The following is a 17,031-nucleotide window of genomic DNA, read 5'->3' as shown; positions in this document are numbered from 1 at the left end:
ATTTTTTGTATTTTTGCATGGTCAACTAAAACTTCAAAAGAAGCTCTTTATTTTAGTTGAGATAAATAGCTTTAATTTATTGAAAATAAGTAAATTAATAAATTTTTAATATTACTTTAATTTTTCTCTTTTAAAGCTTAAATAATCAAACAGAAGTATAATTTTATAAAGATTCATCATTTGGAATTTTTCGCCTGACAGTTGCTTTATTCAGAAGGTTTTTGTGTTTTTGAGTGACTTAATTTTTTATCTACGTATTATTTGAAGTACTATTTAATAACCCTTACATTTTATTTTTTAAAATCATGAAAAAACTTTCTTATTTGTTCCTCTCTATCTTAGTAGCCATTGTAGCTGCTTGTGGTGTTACGCCAGACGTTCAACCAACTCCTGTTGATAATTCTTTGCCTGCGGCAACGGGAAGTTTGGATGTTACTTTTACCGACCCAGCTTTGAATGCGAATCCTTCGGTAGTAGCTGCCAACGCCGACAACATCAACGTTTCCTTGTTGATTAAAAAAACACCTACTGGCGGAAAGCCACGTATTTTACGTGTTTTTGTAGAAACTCAAGCTAACTATCGAGCTAAGAATGCTACGCCTTTGTTTGAAATCAAATTGAAAAACAAAGACGAACAAACTCAAACGATTGATTATACAGTTTCGCCAAGTTCGGGTAAAGTGTATATTCACTTTGATGTTTATGATAACACATCGACTGATGCCAACAGCACTTCGGCAAACGTTACTCGTAAAACTTTGGTAGTAAATATTTCATCTGAAGCACAAATCGCTTCTTGGCCAGGCATTACTTTAGGAGCTCAAACAAACGCTCTTGGTTCAAGAGTAACTTCGGCAACAGGTGACGTTTATAAAGTATGTGATTTAGATTCAAACATTAAATATGTTGATATTACTTATGCTTCGGTAGGTTCTCCTTTGAAATCAACTTTAATGTCGAACCCTGCCAGAAGTACTTCATTTGGATTAAGTACTGCTGCTGGTGCTTCTACTGATTGTGCAGGCTCGTACACAGGCGGAGGGTCGGCTACTTATTTTGTGGCAGCACCTTCTTCGGTAGATTTCGCTACTGTAAATGATGCCGCTTTAGCCGCTTTAACAATTCCTTCTACAAACCAATCTATTGTTGTTGAAAAAGATAAAGTATATGCTTTCTCGAATGGTAGAGGTAAAAAAGGATTGGTGAAAATCACAGATATTGTGGTAGGTACGGCTGGGTCGATTACTTTTGATATTAAAGTACAGAAGTAACACGCAAAGCTAATTGTAGGAATAATTTCCCATAAAAAAGAGCATGCTAACAATCGTTGGCATGCTCTTTTTTTTGAAATATCTATATATTCTTGCTTACGAATTTGTACTTCCTAACATTCATACAAAGACAGGATAAGATAAAGAACGTTATTGACTATATGTTTTTGAAAATTCAGCCATACTTATAGAATTTCATTTTAATAAAAAATAACGCTGAGGTTAAATTTTGTGTTGAGTTGAATCAGTTTGCTCAACTTTAGTTTTTTCTTGACTTGAAGGATTAATGAAAAAATGATTGTAACAAGATAAACATTTATAATAGCGTATGTCATGAATATAAATTGATAAGAATAGCTTTACCAGAAAGGGTCTTGGTACTCTTGTTCCACTCAGTTTGTTGTTGCATACGGGACATTGGTTTTTATCTGATTTCCTTGAAAAATAATATATTAGCATACATACTTGAAAAGAAAACAACAGACCAATTATTCCCAACAAAGGGAAGTAATTTTGCGTAAGATTTGACATGATTGTGTGTGTTAGTAATAATTAGTAATTAGTTAGTATCTATAAAGGCGAAGTTCTAAACTTTATACTCTACCAAGAAAGTGAAAGCCTTTGTTATTGGTAAAATAATATTATTAGTTCATCCTTTGAATTTATTTTTAGTTTTCCATAAATGTTTTTGATATGGGCATTCACGGTATAATAGCTTACATTTAAACTGTCTGCGATTTTCTTATACGAAAATCCAAGCAGTAATAAATTTACCACTTCAATTTCTCTTTTTGTCAAAAGTCCAAAAATAGCTATCTGCTTGTCTTTCTTTTTGTTAGAAAGAAATGAGTACAAAACTTCACCGACTTCCTGCGAAATAAGTGTTCCACTATTGGTGAGTAATTCTATTTTATCAATGATTGTTTTCAGAGAAAAAGGCTTTTTCAAATAGCCATTTGCACCCGCCATCACGGCTTTCCAAACTGAAGTTTCGTTACATACGCCGCTTATGATAATGATGTTTGTCTTGGGGTAAAAACTACGAATAATACTAATTCCTTCTATTCCTGATAGCCCCGATAAAGCAATGTCAATCAGAACTATATTGGGGGCTTTTTTTATCCTTTTTTCATTATAAAGAAAGTTTTCGATACTACTTAAAGAAAATACAATTTCTATCTGAGAGTAGGCAGAGAAAAACGATTCAATACTTTCTCTTAGTACAATATCATCTTCGATAATTCCTAATGGTATTTTCATATACTTGTTTGATTTAATTGCCAATTTCTACTATCTGAATTTTATGTAAAACAGAAAATCATCGAACATAGATTCGACAGATAACAGTATTCCTGACAAAAACTTTATTGACTAAAAAGTTTTATGTTAATTATGAAATCACATTAGTAAAGCTTTTAAGGAAAATAGAGAAGTTTTTTGAGGGCATTGTGTGAGAAATTGGGCGAGCTTTCTGGCTTGTACAAAACAGGTAGTTTTATACAAAAAAAAGGTTACAGGTTGTTTTAACATAGTGATTAAATGGTCTTTAATGTTGAATTTGTGTGTTAGTCGCTGCTATTAGCCTCACAAATTTCAGTATTATTTTTAAAGTAAACAATTACTAATTATAGTTAATTTGATTTATGTTAATCGTTGACTAAAAAATACTTAGAATTTTATTTGCTAAATACTTATATACAAGGCAGTTCCTTTTGAATAAGCTTTTTTCCTATTGTATATTTTAATAATAATTAAAATTTCAATGCTGTCTTTATTTCGTTTTTTAGAGGAAAAAAAGAGACAGAAATGATGAGAAAACTTGAAAATAACAGGGTAGCATACAAAATTTTGTAAGAAACGAAGTGACTTTTATATGCTTAAAGTGTAACAAACGTGAAGGTCTAAATGTATGGAAAACCTACACTAAATAAAGTACCTTGGTTTTCTTTGCTTTCAAAATTGATGTAGCCATTATTCAGTAAAACTAAATCTTTCACAATTTCTAAACCAAGTCCGTTGCCTTGAATCGAACCAACATTTTTTGCCCTAAAAAAAGGTTCATAAATATATGCTTGTTCATTGTGCGGAATGCCAATGCCTGAATCCAAGACCAAAATCTGAAATTCATCTTTTAGAAATGAAATCACTACTCTTGGATTGGGTTTGTTATAAGAATATTTGAAGGCATTTGAAAGAAGATTATCAATAATGTGAATTAAATGCTGTGGATTGGCAAAGATTTTTTTTTTTCTCCAATTACACTAAGTTCCACTTTTCGGTTGTCTTTCTGAAGCCTGTTTTGTCTTTCGATGATAGCCTCTATCAATTTCAAAAGGTCAACTTCTTCTTTAATAATATTTCTTTTCAGGAAAATACTGTTGTCGATACTTAGTTCATGATTAATCATATTGGCAATTCTGTTTGTTTCCGACTGAATTACACGCATTTTTTTACTGATAAAATTTAGACTATCATTTTGTTGATTTGAAATATAAGCATCAACGGTTTCTAAGGTTGAAAGAATAGAAAAAATTGGCGTTTTAATTTCGTGGTAGGTCATGTTTACCAATTTTGAGTAGGTCTGATTTTTCTCTTTTTCCTTTTTGAGTTCTTTGTTCAGCTCCACTACTATTTTTTGTAGTTCCGTATTAGATTTATTATGCTCTATTAATTGATTTCCCAGCACCACACATCCGACCACCTTGTTGGTTGAATCAAAAATGGGATAATAAAATTCAGTAAAAACTTTTGTATTGATTTTTTTCATCAATTGAAAAGACTTGCCATTCAAAGCCTTTTTAAATGATTTTTTTAATCGGCTTGACAGCGATAAAAGTTCTACATCTTTGATTGGGTTTGAAAAAATCAAACTTTTTTTGTGCAATTCTGGATACTCCGAATGAATTGATTTGTACAATTCGGCAAAGCTTTTACTGAAAAATATAAATTCATAGTTTGCATTAATGGCATACATATAGTCCTCAACGGGATGAGGTACTTGGGTCTTTGAAAGCTTTTCTTGTGGCATATTGATTACTGTTATTTACTTATATTGGATAAATGTTGAAATTTTATAAAATGATTTGAGATAATTATACTGTAAAACCTTTGAGTAATATTATTGAGGCTTGAAGTGAAATAGTTTAGATTGGGAGTCATTTTTTGTAAACTAAGGAGCAAATAATTATCACAATCCAATTTTATGTGCAAAAATTAACATTGGAGCTAACAACTTACAAGCATTTATGAATATTAGATTTGATTTGTGGGTGTATTTAACTACTTATAGCTATTGTGTAGCTCGCTTATTATGTATAGTTTGCACTTAAAAATGATTGCTTAAGTTTTACATCAAAATATCAATCGTGCTTCTTCCTTGAAATATGAATAAATGAGTTTGATGTCGAAATTACTGTTAGTAGAGTGATATAAATTAAGCTTTTCTGAAATAAGCGTTTCTTCCAAAAATTGAAAGAATGAACATTTTTTGAACACACACATACATAAACCTAAATACCATTGTGAAATCCTGCATTAAAACTATCAAAAATACCGAGTTACAATTGGCTAAAGAAAAACACTTGAATCGAATGAAGTCTCATGCCTTGTCAGAAGTATCTCATCAATTTAGGACACCACTATCCATTATTCTTAGCTCAACAGAATTACTCAATATGTACATTGGGCAAACCCACGATGCGGAGTTAAGCCATAAAGCCTTTATCCATTTGAATAATATTGTGTCACAAGTACACAGATTGACCAATATTGTTACAGACTCCTTGAACTTGGATGAATCAATTGAGAGCGAATTACTTGTGAAGAAAGAAATGATTCAGATTAAAAAGTTTATTGAAAAAATTGCCGATGAATTTGATGAAGTGTATGAGGATAGAGGAATCAAACTTTTTCTTCCTCCGAGCGAAAAACAGATTGTTTCAGATAGATTAATTTTGAGACAAATCCTAAACCAACTTATCGAAAATGCCTTCAAATTTTCTGAACATTCTGCCCAAAATCCTGAAATACATTTAAGTTATTTCGAGCATCACTTCCTTATCAGTGTTAAAGACTATGGAATTGGCATTCCCGATTCAAAAAAAAGAGAGCTATTAGCCATTTCTCCTAAAACCAAAAATATTTTACAACCACACAATATTAGTCTTGGTTTAGACATCGCAAAAGAATTTACCCAACAACTCAACGGCGAATTGAGTCTCAGTAGTCAAGAACAAGCTGGGACAATTTTTATGATAAAATTACCTTACGTTTTAGTGTAGTTATTAAAATTATAAGTAAAAAACGGTTGCAAATTGTAAAATTCGCAACCGTTTTTTTTGTTTGATTATAGAGTGTTCAAAATGGGTTGTACAAAAACTGTCTAACATTTTTTACGGTAAAAAATCATTTTCAGCACCTAAAAGTGTTAAATACTCTTAAATATAGTCATTTTGGCTATTGCTTACTTGTTTGCTGTCTGTGTGGCTACTACTTTCGCCGACGTTAAGTAAAACAATAATAATTTAAAAAATCTCTATCACTATGCTCAGTAAAAAACTCTTCCTGCTTACGATGATGATGTTCATGGTAAGTTTCCTCTCTAAAGCTCAGTATGAAACAGGTACAAAGTATTGGCAACTCGAAGGTGCATTTTCGGGAAATGTAAGTGCTTCCAAAATTGTGACTCCTTATTCTTATCACGAAGAATCCTCCAGCAATAGGTCTTCACTAAGTTTTAAAAGAGGTGTTTTTACAGAAAATTACCTTGCCAAAGGTTGGTTTGCCAATTATAATTTAGATGCTTCTACTTATCATATCAGTAGCGGACAAACCAAGAGTAAAACGTATTATCATACCGTTGGTGGTGGTTATTTTGTAGCCAAGTTTAAGCCTTTGACCAAATCGCTTGCTCTTTTTGGAGAAGTGTATGCCAGTGGAAGCTATGGTTTCCAAACGGGTAGTCAAGATTTATCCTATCATAGTTTTTCGCTTGAATCAGGCTTGAATGTTGGTTTACGTTATTTTGTCAATAAAAAGTGGTTCATCAATGGACAAACTTCTTTGATAAATGTTGGAGCGTATCAAAAAAGATATGGTAATTCTATCGCCACAGAACTTCAACTTAACAGTGTTATGAATGTAAACTCATTATCAATTTCTATCGGTAAAACCTTCTAAACCTTCCCAAAAAATGAAATCAAATATTAAAATACTCTCAATTTTAGCGATAATCTTCTTCGCAAATATCACCGCAAAAGCTCAATTTAGTACTGGTAATACTTTTGTTCAAGGTTCATTGAACATTAATCACCCTCTAAAGCAAGATCTTATACCTCAAAAAAGATATGGTATTGGGGTAGATTGGGGAAAGTACACCTCACCAAATGTTGCCAATATTTATTCAATGAATGTTTCCTTAGATTTAATTAAAGTCACTAATAGTCCCTATGAAAACAATATTCTAAATATCAGTTTTGCCAAAGGAAAAGAGTATTACAAAAGTATCTTCGGAAAGTTTGGGGTATATGGTAGAATCATGGGTGGCGTTAGCTATACCAAAAATTACACATCAACACCACAAAGCAATGGGATTATTAGATTTACAGAAAATGTGGGCAACTCGGTCAACTTAAATTTGTATGGTAGTGGTGGATTCATGTATCATGTCAACGATAGATTTAGTGTTACTGCCAATCTGCTGAATGCGAACATTGCCAGTTTGGGCTATTCTTGGGGAAATACTCATCAATATTACACTATTGGAAATGGCGATTCTGTGGAAGGAAATTTCAATCAATTCAATTATAATTTTCGTCCAAATGTTTCTTTAAGCTACGGCTTAGGTATTAGATATATTTTCAAATAAATAAATCGGGTTTACTTCAATACAATTTTGGGTTTTAGTCACAAATTGTATTTGAGGTGAACCCTTTTTGATGCTTTTTTTCAGAACGAAATCAATTCTTATCAAACATTCAACGCCATTTTGGGTTAATACTGCACGCTACTTTGACCTGTATCAATTTTGGTTGATTTGTATAGATTGTAGTATTTATTGATTGTTTTGCAGTATTTTGCAATACTTTTCTTTCAAAATGGAGCATAATAACAATCATACAGCACTATGGAAATCCTTTAAAGAAGGTGATAGTCAGGCACTTGGGCAACTTGCAAACAGCCATTATCGAGTGCTTTATAATTATGCTACAAAGTTTACCAAAGACAAAGAACTTATCAAAGATTGTATCCAAGACCTCTTTCTTTTTCTTTGGGATCATCGTGAAAAACTGCAATCGTCTCCATTCGTGACGATTTATTTATTAAAATCTCTTCGTAATAATCTTTTCAAAAAACTCAACCAAGAAAAGCGAAATATCGCTGACGATTTGGATACTGATTTGCCCATTAGCGAGGGCGTTAATCCAGAATCGGAAATCATAGAATTAGAATTATTTTATGAAAATGAAGCAAAACTAAAATCTATCCTTACGTCTTTACCCAAACGCCAACAAGAAATTATCTTCTTAAAATTTTATGAAGGTTTGAGTATCGAAGAAATTGCCGAAATCATGGAAATGAATCGTCAGTCCGCCTCAAATCTACTTCATCGCTCCATTCAAAATTTAAAACAAAATTGGTTTCTTGCTTTGTATTTGTTTTGGGTTTTGGGAGACTTTAGGAATTAGAATTATGGACTTGAAGACTTTAGGATTCTGGACTTTATGACTCTTGATTTTAGAACTTTAGGATACTGGATTTGAAGATTTTAGGTCTTTAAGCCTTCTGACCTTTGTATTTGTTTTTTTGCCATCAAATTACAAGTATTATCATCTTTTAAATTTCAATAGCTCTAATCTTTAAGTCTAAAGTCTTCAGATCCAGAGTCCTAAAGTCCTAAATCTTAAAGTCTCCAATTCATATAGTCCTCAAGTCTTCAAGTCCTCAAGTCCACTTCAAAAAAAAATCTTCCTTCAACTGAGTATGTAAACATACCCATCGGCTATTTCTTTATATAAGTACAGAATAATGCAAAACTTTCTATGTTAGATTACAGAAAATATACTGCCAATGATTTCGCTTTGGATACTGATTTCAGGAAATGGATACTTCATCCTTCGCCTGAATTAAGTGCTTTCTGGGAAAAATGGTTAGCTGAAAATCCAGACCAAACTGAAAAAATTCAATTGGCTAAAAATATAGTTTTGGCAATAAGAAATGCACAAGACGAAATTAGTGAGGAGGAAATCGCTGAGGCGGTTGCCAAAATTGTTGATGCTGCCGAAGAGAGAAAAATCCTTAAAGTTGATTTTTGGCGTACTCCTTTGTTCAGAAGACTAAGTATTGCGGCTTCGTTGCTATTGGTGGCGGCTTTTGCTTGGTTGATTAATGCAAAATTCACGAAGCATGATTCGCCGATTTATCAAGAAGCAGTGGCACAGATTAGTGAAAAAAATGGAATCATTGAAACTGAAAACAATTCAGACCATACTCAACTTATTACTTTGTCGGATGGAAGTACGGTTATTCTTCAACCTAAAAGTAAATTAAGCTATCCCGAAAAATTCACAGGCGAAAAACGCCAAGTAGTACTTTCGGGTGAAGCTTTTTTTGAAGTAGCCAAAAATGCCAATCAACCATTTTTTGTTTTTGCCAACGAATTAGTAGCCAAAGTATTAGGAACAAGCTTTACCATCAAAGCTTTTGAAAGTGATAAAAATGTACAAGTATTTGTAAAATCAGGAAAAGTATCGGTTTTTACTCAAAAAGATGCAAAGTCAGAAAGCTACAAAGAACGTAAAGATTTACAAGGCATTTTGATTTTACCCAATCAACAAGTCACTTTTATTCGTCCAAAATGGCAATTTGCCAAGCCAGAAATATTGTCTGTGCCACAAATAGTAGCTTTGCCAAGTATTCAGCGTGAGAATTTTGTCTTCAAAAGAATACCTGTGAATGAAGTATTTGCCACTTTAGAAAAATCTTATGGCATAGAGATTATTTATGATAAAAACTTGATGGCTTCTTGCCAGCTCACGGCAGAATTGGGCGATGAGCCACTTTTTGAAAAAATCAATCTTATCTGTAAAGTAATTGAAGCCACTTATACCGAAAAAGATGGACAAATTTTTATAGAAGGCAAGGGCTGTAACTAAGTATCACCATAACCAAATTAAATAGACAGCGTGACACAAATGTTTTATGTCACGCAAGATTTTCAAAACGTAATTTTTAAAACCAAAAACAAACATCAAACAACAAAAACAATTTTAAAAAATCCTCAAACATTGCCATAAAAAAAGTCGATGATGCTACCAACATCACCGACCTAACATCCCCAAAAGTTCTCAGGCTTTGAATCATCAATTTTATTGATGAGGGGATTCTTTTTGTCAGTCGTCAAACCAACAATCCAAAATTATGTCAAAAAATCGACAATTTAACAAGATTCCGATTAAGATCATGCGAATCAGTTTATTCCAGACCATTATTACTTTTTTGTGTATTTCGTTTGCCAATGCTGCCACTACGAATGCACAAGAAATACTCGACCAAAAGGTGAGTATCAATAGCAATCTTCAAGAAGTCGAGAAAGTTCTTGAGCAGATAGAAACCGAGGCACACGTAAAATTTATGTACAGCCCGCAGTTGATTATGGCGAGCCGTAAAGTAAGTATTGTTGCCAACAAAGAAAAACTCTCTACGGTTTTGGCGGAATTACTGCAACCTCTAAAAATTAATTATGAAGTAGTTGGACGAAAAATATTGCTCAAAAGAGCCACGCCCAAAAGTTCCTCCGCCCTCGAAATCGAAGGAATGGCAGATTTTGATATTACGAGCGTTGAACAAAATATCAAAGGGAAAATCACAGATGCCGAAACAGGCGAAGCCATAGCAGGTGTAAGTATTGCCATCAAAGGCACTACTTTAGGAACAACTACCGACGGCAAAGGAAATTTTACCCTAACTGTTCCCAGTGAAAAATCGGTATTAATCATTAGTTCAGTAGGTTACGACCGTCAGGAAATTACGGTTGGTAATCGTTTTGTTATCAATATTACTTTAGTTGCCGATACCAAAAACCTCAACGAAGTAGTGGTAGTAGGTTATGGTACGCAAAAAGTAACGAATGTTTCGGGTGCGATTTCAACCGTAAAAGGAGCGGACATTGAAAAATTAAGACCTGTAAGACCAGAAGATGCTTTGCAAGGACGTGCTTCGGGCGTTACGGTGATTTCAAATGGTTCGCCCGGTTCAAAACCTACGGTGTTGATTCGTGGGATTCCTTCTTTTTCGGGAACAGACCCCGTGGTAATTATTGATGGAGTACCACAAACTTTGAACGATTTGAATTCCATCAATTCTGGCGATATTGAATCTATCAACGTGTTGAAAGATGCCGCTACTACGGCTATTTATGGTGTAAAAGGCGGTAATGGCGTAATTGTGGTAACAACCAAAAGCGGAGCGAAAAATCAAAAAGCGGAGATTTCGTACAGTAGCAATTATGGTGTACAACAAGTAATGAGAACCATCGGGGTGTTGAATGCCACCGAGTACGCTGCGATTTTGAACGAAGGAAGTACTGTTTCTGGTGGTGGAATTCTTTTTAAGGATTTATCAAAATTGGGCGTTGGTACAGACTGGCAGAAACAAGTATTCAAAGATGCTCCTTTGCAATCGCACAATGTATCGGTAAAAGGCGGTAGCGAAAATGTACAGTATTTTCTTTCGGGTGGATATTTGGGGCAAGACGGTATCGTAGGCGGAGGCGACCACTCCAATTTTAACCGTTTGAACTTTACCACAAACTTGGTTTTTAATATTGCTCCTAAATTAAAATTCCTTGCCAATACCAGTTATGTCAATATCAAAAGTGTAGGCGTGCAAGAAAACTCCTTTAATTCTATTATTGGTAGTGCCTTGAATTTCGACCCAACGGTTTCGGTGTTGAATACAGTACCCAATACCGTGGGAAAATACGGATTCAGTAATTTATTACTTTCTGAAATATTTAATCCTCTAACCAAATTAGAGAACAATTATAACCAGAGTAATGGCAATAAATTTTACGGAAAATTAGAGTTGCAATATGAAGTAATCAAAAACTTGACTTTGTTTTCTCGTTTTGGTTATACCAATTGGAACAATACTTTTAAATCATTTACGCCTTTGGTTTTTTACGGCCCACTCAACGTAGAAAATACAATGAATGCCGACGGCTCAACCGTTACCGACCGTCATAATAGCGTTTATGAATCGAAAAGAACAGACAATACTTTCACTTTTGAAAACTACGCTACTTATAATTTTAAAGTAAATGCTGTTCACAATTTTGAAACTGTGGCAGGTTTTTCACTGTCAAAAGTAGCAGGAGATGAAATTAATGGTTCTCGTCAGGATGTGCCATTTAATTCTTGGACTTTTGCAGACATTACTTCGGCTACGGGCATCAATTCGGCAACCAATACCAATGCCGTAAACATGGGAAATAGCCAATATTTTAGAAAGAATTTATCGTATTTTGGTCGAGTAAACTATGACTACAAAGACAAGTACTTGGTATCCTTTTCGGCTCGCCGTGATGGTTCTTATGCTTTCGGAATCGACAATAAATTTGCAAATTTCTATGCTGGTTCATTGGGTTGGGTGGTTTCAAATGAAGATTTCTACCATCTTGATTTTTTAAATTATTTGAAAATCAGAGGAAGTTATGGTTCAATTGGTAACGAAAATGTAAATCCACAATATGTAAGTATTATTTCGGGCGGCCCAAGTTATGCAGGCGATGCCAACAGTAATGGCTATACTTTCGGAAATAATTTCACGACTGGTTCTACGGTTGGGTCATATTCAAATACTACTTTGCGTTGGGAAAAACAGATACAATCAAACATTGGTTTTGATGTACGTTTTGGCAATAATCAATGGTCACTTTCTGCTGATTACTTCGATAAAACCGTTGATGGTTTATTATTTACGCCTTCTATTTCCTTGTACTTAGGTGTGGCTGCTGCTCCAACTGCTAATATTGGTTCAACCAAAAGTAGCGGTATCGACTTGAATTTGGGCTACAATACTACCATTGGAAAAGATTTGAAAGTGAATACCAATGTTACTTTCACGACTTCTAAAAATTTGGTTACCGCTACCAATTCAGACGGTACAGCGATTATTCCGGGTGGTTATTACTTCAACGGACAGTCGCAGTCGGCTACTCGTTTTCAGCAGGGTTTTGCTCCGGGGTATTTCTATGGTTTCAAAACAGCAGGTTTGTTTCAAAACGCACAAGAAATTGCTGAAGCTCCAAAACAAACGGGAGCAGTACCGGGCGATATTCGTTTCGTAGATGTGAATGGCGACGGACAAATTACAGATTTAGACAAAACTAATATTGGCAATCCGTTCCCAGATTTTACGATGGGTTGGAATTTGGGCTTGAGCTTCAAAAATCTTGATTTCAATATGTTTACTTATGCTTCGGTGGGTAATGATGTTTACCGTGCCTATGAAAGAAATGCGATTTACTCGAACAAAGCAAGGTCGGTTTTGGGTAGATGGACGGGCGAAGGCACAACCAACGATGCCAATAATCCTCGCTTTACTTTTGTAGATGCCAACAGCAATATTCGTGTTTCTGACCGCTACGTTGAAGATGGTTCTTTCGTGAAAATCAAGAATATACAAATTGGCTATACTTTGCCAAAATCGGTTTTCCGCAATAGCATTATCAGTAAAATTCGTCTGTACGCACAGGTAAAAAATGCTTTTACTTTCACGAAATATTCTGGCTACGACCCAGAAATTCCGGGTGGCGTTTTAGACACTGGTGTTGACCGTGGGGTATATCCACAAGCAAGAACTTGGTCGTTTGGTTTGGATGTGAAATTTTGAAATAGCCGTAAGCTATAAGCCTTTAGTTATGAGATTTGAGCTTTTTGTATTTGTAGTTTGAAAATAAAACATACTCATTGCTCAAGGCTTACAGCTCATAGCTCACCACTCAAAACTCACAGCCATAAGCTTTGAGTAAAGAAATTTTTGTAATAGTAGCTTTAATAGAAAATGCTCATAGCTCAAGGCTCACAGCTCATAGCCTAAAGCTTTCCAGCATTAAAAAATAATATCAATGAAAAACATAAAAAACATTCTCGGCTTTGTGCTATTGGCTTTGACTTTTGCCAGTTGTAGCGAATGGGTTGATTACAGCCCCAAAGATGATTATAAAGTAACCGACCAAGATTATTTGAAGTCGGAAGCAGATTACCAAAGTATGGCGGTAAGCGTTTATACGCCAATGCAATGGCTCAATCAAGTAGTTCCTATCGGCGACATCGCTTCTGATAATGCGGTGGCGGGTGGCGAAAATGCCTCTGATGTGCTTGATTTGCAGAATATTGACGATTTTACGCTGACGGCTCAAAACGGTACGTTGGCAGAAATCTGGAAAGCTTCTTATGAAGGCATCAACCGTGCCAACTATTTGTTTCAGTACAAAGATGCCAACCCAGCAGGCGAAGTAATTGCATTTTCGGGCAAAGACGCACTTTATGGAGAAATCGCTTTTCTAAGAGCTTATTACTATTTCAACTTGGTAAAAGTATTCGGAAATGTACCTTTATTTACTGAAAAAAAATTAGGGATTGCAGATTCAAAAACCTTGAAACAAGCCACAAAAGCAGAAGTATATGCCCAAATTGAAAAAGATTTAACGACAGCAATTGCTTCATTGACTACGGCAAATCCTAAGAATGGAAGAATCACAAAATATGCTGCTCAGGCACTTTTGGGCAAAGTGTATTTGTATCAAAACAAATTTGCTGAGGCTGTTCCTGTACTCAAAAGTGTTGTAGATGGGCCATTTTCTTTGGTAGCGAACTTTGGTGAAATTTTCTTGCAGTCTGGTGAAAATGGTGCTGAATCAGTTTTTGAAATTCAATATTCAAATGCTTCTCCTTATTACAACTGGGGCGGCGTTACGAGAGGACAAGGAAATTATGCAGTACAACAGTGCGGTATCAGAGGGCTGACAGGTTCGAGTCCTTATGCGGCTGGTTGGAGTACGAATTTGCCAACTCAAGATTTAGCCAAAGCTTACACCGATGGCGATAAAAGAAAAGATGTTACTTGTTTAGACATCGAGGCTTACAAAGCAGCAAACCCCAATTTTGGCATTACTTATCAAGTAGCTCCTTTTAAAAATACAGGTTTATACAACCAAAAATACTTGCCAAGAAAAGGCGAAAGTAGCGGACAAATAGAATTGAATTATTTGAATAATCAGCGAATCATTCGTTTGGCGGATGTTTATTTGATGTATGCCGAAGCTTTGAATAGAAAGGCAAGTCCTGATGATGCAACGGCTCAAATTTATTTGAATAAAGTACGTCAAAGAGCATTTGGCGACAATAATCATAACATTGCTGCCACAGGAAATACTTTGAAAGAAGCGATTTGGGCAGAACGTAGATTGGAGCTTGGCATGGAAGGCGACCGCTTTTTTGATTTAGTAAGAACAGGACAAGCCAGCAGTAAACTAAAAGGTTTTGTAGCAGGGAAAAACGAAGTGTTCCCGATTCCACAGACAGAAATTGATGTGTCTGGTTTAACGCAAAATGCTGGTTATTAAGTACAAAGCGAGTTTATTCGCTCAAAATCCCAAAAGAAATTCTTATGAAAACAATACATAAAATATTTTCAATCGTCGCTTGCTTGGCTGTTATGCTCGGCTGTAATGGCAAGATTTACGACGACATATCTTTTATAGAAAGTGCCTCAGCACCTGCCAAACTTTCGGCATTATTTGATATTACACAAGACAATACCGGTTTGGTAACTATCACGCCCAATGGCGAAGGCGTTGCTACTTTTGATATTTACTTTGGCGATGCCACTGCTACGCCCGTAACCGTAGAGTCGGGCGGAAGTATCAAGCATAAATATGCCGAAGGGGTTTATAATGTAAAAATTGTAGGCAAAAGTGTTACTGGAAAAACCAGTGAAGCTACACAGCAATTAACGGTTTCATTTAAAGGACCAGAAAATTTAGAAGTAACTACTACTATCGACCCAGCAAATCCATTGAAAGTAAATGTGACTGCAAAAGCTACCAACGAAACGGTTTTCAAAGTCTATTTTGGCGATGTAGATAAAGAAGTACCGCAGTCGTTTTTAGAAGGCGAAACTATTAGTCACGTTTATGCCACTGCGGGTAATTATACTATTAAAGTAGTAGCAGTAGGCGGAGGAATTGCCACGGCAGAAGTAAGCAAAACCATGGTACTCGTGAATCCAGTATTATTACCTTTAGATTTTGAAACAGCAGGACAAACTTATACTTTCAGCAATTTTGACGGTGGAAATGTAACGGTTGTGAGTAATCCAAAATCAGGAGGCATCAATACTTCTGCTAAAGTGGGTAAAATGGTTAAAAATGCAGGTCAGCCTTGGGGAGGTAGCTTAATTACTTTGGGCGGTTCGATGGATTTTTCAGTCAATAAAACCTTTACGATGAAAGTACTTTCTCCAAGAGTAGGAGCGAAAGTATTATTAAAAGTAGAAAATGCTTCAAACGGTGCATTGAATTTTGAAAAAGAAGTAGCCACTACCAAAGCTAACGAATGGGAAACTTTAACCTTCGATTATTCGGCAATTAATACCAGCAATACTTATCAAAATATCGTGTTGATTTTTGATTTAGGAACAATGGGCGATGGCTCAAATAACTTTACTTTCTATTTTGATGACATCAAATTGGGCAAAGTATCCGTGCTTTCGCAAATTAATTTACCTGTTACTTTTGATGAATCAGGCGTAAATTATACCGTAACGGATTTTGGAAATAACAGTACTATCGACGGAACAGACCCTACAAACAGTAGCAATAAAGTAAAAATAACCACCAAACCAGCAGGTGCTGAAACTTGGGCAGGAACGACAATTGGAACGCCAGACGGTTTTGCATCGGCAATAAAATTGACGGCTGCGAATCCTAAAATGAGTATCAAAGTATATTCGCCAGCGGCAGGTATTCCTATTAGATTAAAAATTGAAGACCGTGCCAATCCGAATATTTCGGTAGAAACAGAAGTACTGACTAAGTCTGCAAAAGCTTGGGAAGAATTGGTATTTGATTTTTCAAAACAAGCCACAGGAACAAGTGCTTTGAATTTAGCCAATACTTATCAAAAAGCCTCTATTTTCTTCGACTTCGGAACGGCAGGCAACGGCAAAGTATTTTATTGGGACGATGTACAATTGGCAACTGCAACAACCACCAACAATACTTTGGCACTTCCTTTAAGTTTTGAATCAGCAAGTTTGAAGTATGAATTTTTGAATTTTGATGGCGGAAGTGTTACAGTTATCGACAACCCGAAATTAAGTGGTATTAATACTTCTTCAAAAGTAGCTCAGATGGTGAAAAACGCAGGACAGCCTTGGGGAGGTTCATTCCTTACTTTAGATAATCCGATTGATTTTTCATCGAAAAAGACTTTTAAAATGAAAGTGTTTTCGCCAAGAGTAGGAGCGAAGGTATTATTGAAAGTAGAAAATCTTACAGACGGAGGTATCAGTTTTGAAAAAGAAGTTACTACTACAAAAGCCAACGCTTGGGAAGAACTGACTTTTGATTTCAGTGCTATCAATGCTGGTAAATCATATCAAAAAGTAGTCTTGATTTTTGATTTAGGCATTATGGGCGACGGTACTGCCAATTTCACTTATTTGTTTGATGATATTTCTCTTAATTAATTTTAAT

Annotated in this window: 12 protein-coding genes; 9 read left to right on the top strand and 3 right to left on the bottom strand. The window is 35.2% G+C overall.

Features of this window, described 5'->3' with window-relative positions:
• Window positions 1-305: 305 nt before the first annotated feature.
• Complete coding sequence (locus tag VB248_RS19305) at window positions 306-1,271, top strand: hypothetical protein (protein ID WP_323298466.1); 966 nt, start codon at window positions 306-308, stop codon at window positions 1,269-1,271.
• Window positions 1,272-1,895: 624 nt separating this feature from the next.
• Here VB248_RS19305 and VB248_RS19300 read toward each other — a convergent pair.
• From VB248_RS19300 to VB248_RS19290, 3 genes are all read right to left on the bottom strand, one after another.
• The gene (locus tag VB248_RS19300; protein ID WP_323298465.1) at window positions 1,896-2,531 is read right to left on the bottom strand and encodes a response regulator transcription factor; all 636 of its coding nucleotides are present in this window, start codon (window positions 2,529-2,531) and stop codon (window positions 1,896-1,898) included.
• Between the two features lie 641 nt (window positions 2,532-3,172).
• On the bottom strand, window positions 3,173-3,478 hold the full coding sequence (locus tag VB248_RS19295) for a sensor histidine kinase (RefSeq protein WP_323298528.1): 306 nt from the start codon (window positions 3,476-3,478) through the stop codon (window positions 3,173-3,175).
• A gap of 8 nt (window positions 3,479-3,486) precedes the next feature.
• Entirely contained in the window at window positions 3,487-4,299 is an 813-nt protein-coding gene (locus tag VB248_RS19290; RefSeq protein WP_323298464.1) for a sensor histidine kinase family protein, read from the bottom strand.
• Between the two features lie 493 nt (window positions 4,300-4,792).
• On the opposite strand from VB248_RS19290, the gene VB248_RS19285 reads away from it, so the two are divergent.
• The 8 genes from VB248_RS19285 (at window position 4,793) to VB248_RS19250 (ending at window position 17,024) form a co-directional block, all read left to right on the top strand.
• A complete protein-coding gene (locus VB248_RS19285) occupies window positions 4,793-5,551 on the top strand; it encodes a sensor histidine kinase (RefSeq protein ID WP_323298463.1) in 759 nt (252 codons plus the stop codon).
• 262 nt (window positions 5,552-5,813) lie between these two features.
• Window positions 5,814-6,449, top strand: coding sequence for a hypothetical protein (locus VB248_RS19280; protein ID WP_323298462.1), 636 nt, complete (start codon window positions 5,814-5,816; stop codon window positions 6,447-6,449).
• 13 nt (window positions 6,450-6,462) lie between these two features.
• On the top strand, window positions 6,463-7,137 hold the full coding sequence (locus VB248_RS19275; RefSeq protein WP_323298461.1) for a hypothetical protein: 675 nt from the start codon (window positions 6,463-6,465) through the stop codon (window positions 7,135-7,137).
• A 229-nt stretch (window positions 7,138-7,366) separates the two neighbouring features.
• Window positions 7,367-7,957: an RNA polymerase sigma factor gene (locus VB248_RS19270; protein WP_323298460.1), complete on the top strand. Its 591-nt coding sequence runs from the start codon at window positions 7,367-7,369 to the stop codon at window positions 7,955-7,957.
• Between the two features lie 354 nt (window positions 7,958-8,311).
• On the top strand, window positions 8,312-9,424 hold the full coding sequence (locus VB248_RS19265; protein ID WP_323298459.1) for a FecR family protein: 1,113 nt from the start codon (window positions 8,312-8,314) through the stop codon (window positions 9,422-9,424).
• A gap of 307 nt (window positions 9,425-9,731) precedes the next feature.
• Window positions 9,732-13,163, top strand: coding sequence for a SusC/RagA family TonB-linked outer membrane protein (locus tag VB248_RS19260; protein ID WP_323298458.1), 3,432 nt, complete (start codon window positions 9,732-9,734; stop codon window positions 13,161-13,163).
• Window positions 13,164-13,398: 235 nt separating this feature from the next.
• Complete coding sequence (locus tag VB248_RS19255; RefSeq protein WP_323298457.1) at window positions 13,399-14,898, top strand: RagB/SusD family nutrient uptake outer membrane protein; 1,500 nt, start codon at window positions 13,399-13,401, stop codon at window positions 14,896-14,898.
• 44 nt (window positions 14,899-14,942) lie between these two features.
• Complete coding sequence (locus VB248_RS19250; protein WP_323298456.1) at window positions 14,943-17,024, top strand: hypothetical protein; 2,082 nt, start codon at window positions 14,943-14,945, stop codon at window positions 17,022-17,024.
• Window positions 17,025-17,031 lie beyond the last annotated feature (7 nt).

This window comes from Arcicella rigui, assembly GCF_034929435.1.
GTDB classification, from domain to species: Bacteria; Bacteroidota; Bacteroidia; order Cytophagales; family Spirosomataceae; genus Arcicella; species Arcicella rigui.
This window is presented reverse-complemented; position numbering and strand designations above follow the sequence as displayed.

Excerpts from the sequence above, each read along its gene's own strand:
- VB248_RS19265 (WP_323298459.1), top strand. The coding sequence starts at position 8,312 with ATGTTAGATTACAGAAAATATACTGCCAATGATTTCGCTTTGGATACT.
- VB248_RS19280 (WP_323298462.1), top strand. The coding sequence starts at position 5,814 with ATGCTCAGTAAAAAACTCTTCCTGCTTACGATGATGATGTTCATGGTA.
- VB248_RS19250 (WP_323298456.1), top strand. The coding sequence starts at position 14,943 with ATGAAAACAATACATAAAATATTTTCAATCGTCGCTTGCTTGGCTGTT.
- VB248_RS19275 (WP_323298461.1), top strand. The coding sequence starts at position 6,463 with ATGAAATCAAATATTAAAATACTCTCAATTTTAGCGATAATCTTCTTC.
- VB248_RS19270 (WP_323298460.1), top strand. The coding sequence starts at position 7,367 with ATGGAGCATAATAACAATCATACAGCACTATGGAAATCCTTTAAAGAA.
- VB248_RS19290 (WP_323298464.1), bottom strand. The coding sequence starts at position 4,299 with ATGCCACAAGAAAAGCTTTCAAAGACCCAAGTACCTCATCCCGTTGAG.
- VB248_RS19300 (WP_323298465.1), bottom strand. The coding sequence starts at position 2,531 with ATGAAAATACCATTAGGAATTATCGAAGATGATATTGTACTAAGAGAA.
- VB248_RS19305 (WP_323298466.1), top strand. The coding sequence starts at position 306 with ATGAAAAAACTTTCTTATTTGTTCCTCTCTATCTTAGTAGCCATTGTA.
- VB248_RS19260 (WP_323298458.1), top strand. The coding sequence starts at position 9,732 with ATGCGAATCAGTTTATTCCAGACCATTATTACTTTTTTGTGTATTTCG.
- VB248_RS19255 (WP_323298457.1), top strand. The coding sequence starts at position 13,399 with ATGAAAAACATAAAAAACATTCTCGGCTTTGTGCTATTGGCTTTGACT.